The organism is Rhodobium orientis, from assembly GCF_003258835.1.
Taxonomy (GTDB): Bacteria; Pseudomonadota; Alphaproteobacteria; order Rhizobiales; family Rhodobiaceae; genus Rhodobium; species Rhodobium orientis.
On the sequence record NZ_NPEV01000162.1, the window covers coordinates 1 to 272 of the forward strand.

The 272-nt window shown below is 47.1% G+C and carries 1 protein-coding gene; it reads right to left on the reverse strand.

Annotated features, from left to right (window positions below; translation table 11 throughout):
• Positions 1-272, reverse strand: a 272-nt coding sequence (locus tag CH339_RS25660) for a hypothetical protein (protein ID WP_210207403.1), incomplete at both ends; no start/stop codon positions are given.

Below are 272 nucleotides of genomic sequence, written 5' to 3' on the forward strand. Positions count from 1 at the left end.
GTCCGTGTCCGCCTTCTTTTCCTCTCCGATCGCTTTGCCTTTCGGGAGGCGGAAAACGCCGCTTTCAGTATAATCGTTCTGTTTGGTCTTCTGCTCTGTCTTCTCATTTAAGCAAGCCGCTTCACATTGAGAAAAATCCCCGTTTTCCCGGTGGAAAAAATGCGGCTCTTCATGAATCGACAATTTCAGTCTGAGCGGCAAGCCGCAATATTTACACGTGATCCTGTCTTTTCTTGCTTCATCAAAGAGGAATTGCAGGTGTTCTCTCGAAT